Annotated in this window: 7 protein-coding genes; 2 read left to right on the top strand and 5 right to left on the bottom strand. The window is 74.2% G+C overall.

From position 1 onward, the window contains the following. The 5 genes from Asi02nite_RS35890 to Asi02nite_RS35870 form a co-directional block, all read right to left on the bottom strand. A partial coding sequence (locus Asi02nite_RS35890; RefSeq protein ID WP_203718497.1) for an ABC transporter permease occupies nucleotides 1-2,706 on the bottom strand: 2,706 nt, incomplete at its 3' end. Continuing rightward, complete coding sequence (locus Asi02nite_RS35885; RefSeq protein WP_203718496.1) at nucleotides 2,703-3,416, bottom strand: ABC transporter ATP-binding protein; 714 nt, start codon at nucleotides 3,414-3,416, stop codon at nucleotides 2,703-2,705. The genes Asi02nite_RS35890 and Asi02nite_RS35885, both read right to left, overlap by 4 nt. Beyond that, the gene (locus tag Asi02nite_RS35880) at nucleotides 3,413-3,988 is read right to left on the bottom strand and encodes a PadR family transcriptional regulator (protein ID WP_203718495.1); all 576 of its coding nucleotides are present in this window, start codon (nucleotides 3,986-3,988) and stop codon (nucleotides 3,413-3,415) included. The genes Asi02nite_RS35885 and Asi02nite_RS35880 overlap by 4 nt, the downstream gene beginning before the upstream one ends. Nucleotides 3,989-4,031: 43 nt before the next feature. Beyond that, on the bottom strand, nucleotides 4,032-4,451 hold the full coding sequence (locus Asi02nite_RS35875) for a ferritin-like domain-containing protein (protein ID WP_203718494.1): 420 nt from the start codon (nucleotides 4,449-4,451) through the stop codon (nucleotides 4,032-4,034). Further along, nucleotides 4,448-4,945, bottom strand: coding sequence for a hypothetical protein (locus Asi02nite_RS35870; RefSeq protein WP_239127499.1), 498 nt, complete (start codon nucleotides 4,943-4,945; stop codon nucleotides 4,448-4,450). Before Asi02nite_RS35870 ends, Asi02nite_RS35875 begins: the two co-directional genes overlap by 4 nt. A gap of 148 nt (nucleotides 4,946-5,093) precedes the next feature. On the opposite strand from Asi02nite_RS35870, the gene rimP reads away from it, so the two are divergent. Together rimP and nusA are read left to right on the top strand one after the other, a co-directional pair. Next, on the top strand, nucleotides 5,094-5,705 hold the full coding sequence (rimP, locus tag Asi02nite_RS35865) for a ribosome maturation factor RimP (RefSeq protein ID WP_203718493.1): 612 nt from the start codon (nucleotides 5,094-5,096) through the stop codon (nucleotides 5,703-5,705). After that, complete coding sequence (nusA, locus tag Asi02nite_RS35860) at nucleotides 5,702-6,748, top strand: transcription termination factor NusA (RefSeq protein ID WP_203718492.1); 1,047 nt, start codon at nucleotides 5,702-5,704, stop codon at nucleotides 6,746-6,748. Before rimP ends, nusA begins: the two co-directional genes overlap by 4 nt. The last annotated feature ends 1 nt before the right edge of the window (nucleotide 6,749 follow it).

The following is a 6,749-nucleotide window of genomic DNA, read 5'->3' as shown; positions in this document are numbered from 1 at the left end:
GTCCGCGCGGCGCTCGATCGGAAGACGCGCGCGGGTCAACAGGCCCGTGCCCAGCATCGCGATCACCGGGATCGACACCAGCAGGAGCAGGACCAGGCCAGGCACGGCGAACGGGTACGCGATCTCGCGCGGCCAGTTCCCCGCGAACTGGCGGTTGAACGCCGCCAGGATCGCCCAGCCCGTGCCCAAGCCCGCTGTCGTGCCCAGCAGCGAACCCAAGCCCGCGATCACCCCCGCCTGGCTCAGGGTCAGGACACGGCGGACGCTCGGCGCCGCGCCGATGGCCGCCAGGGTGGCCAAATCACCGCGGCCGTCCGCGGCTGCCAGGCCCGTCGCCACGAAGGTGGCGCCCAGCGCGACCATGATCGCCGCCGCGGCCAGGACCAAAGTCTCGGCCGGGACGCCCGACGGTGGTCCCGTCTCCACCACCGTGTAGCCCTTCCCGGGCAGTTCGGCGATCGCCGCCGCGAGCTTGTCCATCGCCGCCTGGTCCGGCACCCGGCCCGTGGAGATGACGAAACCGTCCGGCACCGTCTCCAGGCCCAGCGCCGCGACCGCCGCCGGCGACAGGTAGTTGCGCTGCAGGCCGCTCGACGGCACCCCGTCGGCCACCTCGACACCCGTTCGCAGCGCGTACCCGGGCACCGTCGCGGTCTTCAGCACCTTCTCACCGCTGCCGTCGCCCGCGTCGCCCATGACGCGCAGCGTGATCTTGCCGTTCTGGACCATCTTCGGGTCGAACACGACGGCGCCGCCGGCCGCGAGGACCTGGCTCGCGGTGCGTTGGTCGTCCGCCGCCGGCTTGGACAGCGCCGCGAGGTTGCCGCCGTCGCCCACCACCGTGTTGAACGGCATGTTGCCGTAGAGGAACGCCGGCCCCTGGCAGCGCGGGTCGGCCAGCGCCTGCTGCTTGTCGGCGTCGGTCAACGGACCGGCATTGTTGTTGAAGGGGCACGCCAGCGCGGCCGGGATCTCGGGGCTCACGTAGCAGTACCCGGTCTCCCCGTTGACCTGCGGGCACTTGATCGTGTCGACCTGGCTCACGCCGGTGACGGCCACCGCGGTGCCGGCCGCGGCGGAGACCCGGTCCACGCTCGGCACGCCCGCGTCGGTCTCGGTGAGCTGCACGGCCGCGTACCCCAGGGGCAAGCCTGTCCGGTAGCTCTCGACCTGCCGGTCGGCGTCGCTGGCCAGGAAGGTGCCGATGGCGACGCAGCCCGCCACGGCCGCCATCACGGCGGAGATCGCCGGTGCCGCGGCGGCCCGGTTCCGCGCGGTGTCGCGCAGCGCGATCCGCGGCCCGAGCGGCAGGGACCGGCCGAGCTTGGCGATCAGCCCGACCAGCGCCGGCGTGATCAGCACCAGGCCGATCTCGGCGACCACCAGGCCGGCGAGGATCCCGAGGGCCTGCGAGGTCATCGCCCCGGCCACCGCGATCAGGCCACCCGCCACCACGAGCACCGCGCCGAGCACCACCCAGCGGCGCCGGGAGCGCAGCGCGCCGCGGCGGCCGGTGAGCGCCGCGACCACGTCCTGGCGGGCGGCGGACACCGCCGGTGCCAGTGCGGCCAGGATGCCGGTCAGCAGCGCGAGCGCGGCGATCAGGGCGAGCGCCACCGGGAAGACCCGGTAACCGCCGGCCCGCTCGTTGGCCAGGTGCACCTCGACCAGCGGGCGGGCGATCATCGCGCCCGCGATGCCGAGGCCCAGGCCGAGCACGGCGCCGGCCGCGCCGAGCACGATGCCGTCCGCGAGCACGATCCGGCGCAGGTGCGCCGGGGTGCCGCCGTTGGCGGAGACCAGGGCCAGCTCGCGGCGGCGGCGCCGGGCGCCGATGGCGAACGCCGGCCCGGCCAGCAGCACCACCTCGAACAGGCCGAGCCCGCCGATCAACGCGGCGACCCGCAGGCCCGCGGCACCGTTGCCGCCGGAGTCCGCCAGCACGCCCTCCGGGTTCACCGGCGGGTCGAGGATGACGGCGCGGGACTTGACGACCATGCCGGCCGCGTTGGCCTTCCGGACGTCCGCCCAGCTCACCTCGCCGGGGGTGTCCACCAGCCAGCCGCTGACCTGGTCGGGCGCGGGCGGGCGGACCATCAGCTCACCCAGGTTGCCCGGCGCCTCGACCAGGCCGACCACGGTGAAGGTCTCGGTGCGGCCGGCGTCCTGGACGGTGCCGCCGACGTGCGCGCCGAGCCGTTCGAGCCCCTTGCGGCTGAGCGCCACCTCGGTCGCCGTCCGCGGCGCCCGGCCCTCGAGCACCTCGACCATGCCCCTGGCCAGCGGGCTGCCCGCGTCGATGCCGAGCACCTCGACGCCGCCGATGCCGGTGGCCGTACGCATCTCGATCCAGGCACTGCTCGTCGGCACCGCGGTGCTGCCGGGCGGGAAGTGGGCGAGCAGGTCGTTCGTGGTCGGCAGGAACGGCTCGGTGGTCCGGCCGGGCGCGCTCTCGCCCTCGTACAGCGACGCGTCGAGGTTCTGCCGCATCGGGCTCTTGTCGAACCACTGCACCTGCGCGTCCGCGGCGCCGATCTGGCGGTCGACCTTCTCGGCCGGCCGCAGCTCGAACATGTCGTACGTGACCGCGGCGAAGGCCAGCCCGACCACCGGCAGGGTGATCAGCACCAGCACCATCGCGGTGCGCCCCTTGGCCCGCCGCGCCTCGCGCAGCGCGATCCGCAGGGAGGTCCGCCACATGCTCATGCCTTGACCCCGAGCAGCTGTTCGGGTTCGCCGACCGGGCTGGTGGTGTCGACCACGACGCCGTCGCGCAGGAAGACGACCCGGTCCGCCCAGGCGGCGTGCCGCGCCTCGTGGGTGACCAGCACGCCGGCCGCGCCCGCGTCGACCCGGGCGCGCAGCAGCCGCAGCACGGCCTCGCCGGTCTGCGAGTCGAGCGCGCCGGTCGGCTCGTCGGCCAGCACCAGCCGGCGCTCGCCGACCAGCGCGCGGGCGATCGCGACCCGCTGCTGCTGCCCGCCGGACATCTCGTCGGGGAAGCGCGCCGCCAGGTCGGCCAGGCCGACCTCCTCGAGCGTGGTGGCGGCCAGCTTGCGGGCCTTGCGCACGGACATCCCGTCGAGCTCGAGCGGCAGCGCCGCGTTCTCGACCGCGGTCAGGCTGGCGAGCAGGTTGAGGTCCTGGAAGACGTAGCCGACGAACCGGCGGCGCAGCCGGGCGAGCTGCTTGCGGTCGAGGGTGCTCAGCCCCTCGCCCTCGACGAAGACCTCGCCCGTGGTCGGGGAGTCGAGCCCGCCGGCCAGGTTGAGCAGGGTCGACTTGCCGGAGCCGGACGGCCCCATGACGGCCACCAGCTCACCGGCCGCGACGCCGAGATCGACACCACGCAGCGCGTGTACGGCGGTCTCGCCGGTGCCGTGGGTGCGGTGGACACCGCGCAGTTCGAGGATCACTTGTGTGCCTCCGTACGATGATCGGCCTCGGCGACCGCGGCGCTCGGGGACGACGGGGGTGTGTAGCGGACGAGGCTCGCCTCGCAGTGGTCGAGCCAGCGCACCTCGGCCTCGGCCTGGAAGACCATCGCGTCGAGGATCAGGCGCCAGGACAGGTCGCCCGGGTCGTCGGAGCGCTGCTTGAGCCGGGTCAGCTCCTGCAGCGTCTGGATGGTGGCGGTGCGCTGGGTCTGCACGACGGCGCGCACGTCGACGCCGGGGGTGGTGAGCGCGAGCGCCAGCTTGATGGCGAGCTCGTCGCGGGGGCGATCGGTGCGGCTGATCGGCGTGACGAACCAGACCGCGATCTCCGCGCGGCCGAGGTCGGTCAGCTCGTACGGCCGCTGCCCCCCGTCGTTCTCGGGCAGCGGACGCACCAGGCCGTCCCGCTCCAGCCGGGCCAGGGTCGTGTAGACCTGCCCGATGTTGAGCGGCCAGGTGGCGCCGGTCGACTCCTCGAAGGAGGCGCGCAGCTGGTAGCCGTACATGGGACCGCGCTCGAGCAGCGCCAGCAGGCCGTGTCTGATGGACATGGCTACTGAGTATGCATACGGAGTATGCGCCTGGCAAATCGGACTAAGCGGGGGCCTTCCCGGGGAACGGGACGGTGATCGGGTCGACCTTGGCGGAGCGGCGCCAGCGGGTGGCCCGGACCGCGCAGCCCGTGAGCGCGTCGAGCGCCTGCCGCCGTTGGGTGTCGACGGTGCCGGCCAGCGCGGCCCGCCAGACCGCGGCGGTCTTCTCCTCGACGACGATCGCCACCCGCAGCGCGGCGGCCCGGTCGACGACCGGCTCCGGCAACGTGTAGGCGGCGGCCGCCGGGGGGAGGCCCGTGCCGCTCAGCGCCAGCACCAGCGCGTCGCGCAGTGCGCGGTGGGCGGCCTCGGCGGCCCGGGCGGCGGACTGCTCGGCGCCGGTCAGCCGGACCCCGATCGGCCCGTACGCGAAGATCGCCGCGTACTCGGCCTCGAGCGCGGCCGTCAGCTCCCCGGTCACTTCAGCGCCTCCAGGTGCGTGGCGCGGGCGGCGGCGATCGAGCCGACCAGGGCCGCGCGGTGGTTGGGCGTCTTCAGGCAGGCTTGTACGGCGGCCTCGTAGGCGGCCTTCTCGGCGACCCGGAGCTCCTCGACCCGCTCCTCCGCCGTGGCGCCGGTGCCGGGCGACGCCGACGCCGCCGGGCTCGGCACGGCGACCGCCATGATCCTCGACAGCTCCCGGCCGTGCGCCTCGTGCGCGTCGGCGATGGCGGTCAGCGTGGGCAGCTCGGCGGCCGCCGCCCGGTAGAGAGCGGCCAGCCGGAACGCGTCGTCGGCCAGCGGCTGCAGCGGGTCGGGCGGCGGTGGCGCCGCGGGCTCGCGGTCCAGCAGGCCGCAACCGGACGCGCTGCCGACCGCGACGGCCGCCCCGAGGGCGAGGACGGTGCGCCGCCGTACCCGTCTGGGTGTTTCATCCTTTTCATCACCACCGTGCACCTCGTCAGTCAACACCATGGGCCGCCCGGTCGGGGGGTTCGGTGCGCCGCCCGGCTGGCGCGCGCCGCAGCGCGTTACGCTCTGCGCAGCCACCGGACGAGGGTCCGGTGGCTCGACGGCATGTCAACAGCACATCGGCACGCCGACCAACGTGAAGGGTGGCCCGATGGCACAGCGAAGCCGAGCCGCAGGCGGACGGCCCGCGCCCGGGCCACGACCTGCCGCGCCGCGCGGTGACCTGGCCGCCCGCCGGGCCCGGTTGCGGACAGTGGTCGAGCCGGTGGTCGGCGACGCCGGCTACGACCTGGAGGACCTCAACATCTCGCGGGCCGGCCGGCGGTTCGTGGTGCGGGTGGTGGTCGACCGCGACGGCGGTCTCGACCTCGACGCCGTGGCCGACGTCTCCCGGGCGGTCTCGGCCGCGCTCGACACCGCCGAGGAGGGCGGCGACGAGCTGGTGGCCGGCGAATACCAGCTCGAGGTCAGCTCGCCCGGCGTCGACCGGCCGCTGACCCTGCCCCGGCACTGGCGCCGCAACATCGGCCGGCTCGTGAAGGTCGGCCCGCTCACCGGCCGGGTGGTCGGGGTCGACGACGCTGGTGTCATGTTGGACGTGGCGGGCGAACGCACCGCGATCGCGCACGCCGACCTGGGCCCCGGCCGGGTCCAGGTCGAGTTCAGCCGCATCGACGAGGTCGCCGACGACGAGCTCACCGAGTTCGCCGACGACGAGGACGCTGACGAGAACGAGGACGGATTGGAGGACGAGGAGAGGTGAACATCGACCTCGCGGCGCTGCGCGCACTGGAGCGCGAGCGGGAGATCCCGTTCGACACGATCCTCGCGGCGATCGAGACCGCGCTGCTTACCGCCTACCGGCACACCGAGGGCGCCGAACCGCACGCCCGCGTGGAGATCGACCGCAAGAACGGCGCGGCCCTGGTCTACGCCCAGGAGCTCGACGAGGACGGCGCGGTCGTCCGGGAGTGGGACGACACCCCGCATGACTTCGGGCGAATCGCCGCGATGACCGCCAAACAGGTCATCCTGCAGCGACTCCGGGAGGCCACCGACGAGGTGCACTTCGGCGAGTACGTGGGCCGCGACGGTGACCTGGTCACCGGCGTGATCCAGGCGCACGAGGCGCGCACCGAGAAGGGCATCGTCACCGTCGACCTGGGCAAGCTCGAGGCCGTGCTGCCCCAGTCGGAGCAGGTGCCGGGCGAGGTGTACGGGCACGGCCTGCGGATCCGCTGCGTCGTCGTACACGTGGCCAAGGGTTTCCGTGGTCCGCAGATCACCCTGTCGCGCTCACACCCCAACCTGGTGAAGAAGCTGTTCGCGCTGGAAGTGCCGGAGATCGCCGACGGCAGCGTGGAGATCGCCGCGATCGCCCGCGAGGCCGGGCACCGCTCCAAGATCGCCGTACGCGCCGCCGTGCCCGGGGTCAACGCCAAGGGCGCCTGCATCGGCCCGATGGGCCAGCGGGTCCGCGCGGTGATGAGCGAGCTGCACGGCGAGAAGATCGACATCATCGACTGGTCGGACGACCCGGCCCAGTTCGTCGGCAACGCGCTCTCGCCGGCCAAGGCCCTGCGGGTCGAGGTGGTCGACGCGGCGACCCGCACCGCGCGGGTCACCGTGCCCGACTACCAGCTCTCCCTGGCGATCGGCCGTGAGGGGCAGAACGCCCGCCTCGCGGCCCGCCTGACCGGCTGGCGGATCGACATCCGACCGGACAGCGAGCCGGCGGCGCCGGCCGCGCCCGAACGCGGTGTGGATCACGCGACGGAGCCGGGCGGAGCGCCCGCGGGGGCATAGG

It is taken from the genome of Asanoa siamensis (genome assembly GCF_016862555.1).
Taxonomy (GTDB): domain Bacteria; phylum Actinomycetota; class Actinomycetes; order Mycobacteriales; family Micromonosporaceae; genus Asanoa; species Asanoa siamensis.
The sequence above is the reverse complement of the archived record's forward strand: the minus strand, read 5'-3'. Positions and strand labels throughout refer to the sequence as shown.

Bases quoted from the DNA above. Each gene is read 5' to 3' on its own strand.
- rimP (WP_203718493.1), top strand. From the start codon at position 5,094: ATGGCACAGCGAAGCCGAGCCGCAGGCGGACGGCCCGCGCCCGGGCCA.
- Asi02nite_RS35880 (WP_203718495.1), bottom strand. From the start codon at position 3,988: ATGTCCATCAGACACGGCCTGCTGGCGCTGCTCGAGCGCGGTCCCATG.
- Asi02nite_RS35870 (WP_239127499.1), bottom strand. From the start codon at position 4,945: ATGGTGTTGACTGACGAGGTGCACGGTGGTGATGAAAAGGATGAAACA.